The sequence below is a fragment of the Enterobacter sp. EC_64 genome (genome assembly GCF_019584165.1).
Classification (GTDB): domain Bacteria; phylum Pseudomonadota; class Gammaproteobacteria; order Enterobacterales; family Enterobacteriaceae; genus Enterobacter; species Enterobacter roggenkampii.
Genome location: NZ_VDAS01000099.1, coordinates 1 through 231 on the forward strand (window position 1 = coordinate 1; position 231 = coordinate 231).

The following is a 231-nucleotide window of genomic DNA, read 5'->3' on the forward strand; positions in this document are numbered from 1 at the left end:
CAACAGCATTATCACTATCTTGTTGAGCAGATTAAAGATTTGGAATCCCAGTTGAAACGAAAGTTGGACGAAGATGAGGTTGGACAGCGCTTGCTGAGCATTCCCTGCGTCGGAACACTGACAGCGAGTACTATTTCAACTGAGATTGGCGACGGGAAGCAGTACGCCAGCAGCCGTGACTTTGCGGCGGCAACAGGGCTTGTACCTCGGCAGTACAGCACGGGAGGTAGG

At 51.9% G+C, this 231-nt stretch carries 1 protein-coding gene; it reads left to right on the forward strand.

Features of this window, described 5'->3' with window-relative positions:
* Positions 1–231: transposase (locus tag FHC52_RS22645; protein WP_220420282.1), on the forward strand; the 231-nt coding region annotated here is incomplete at both ends.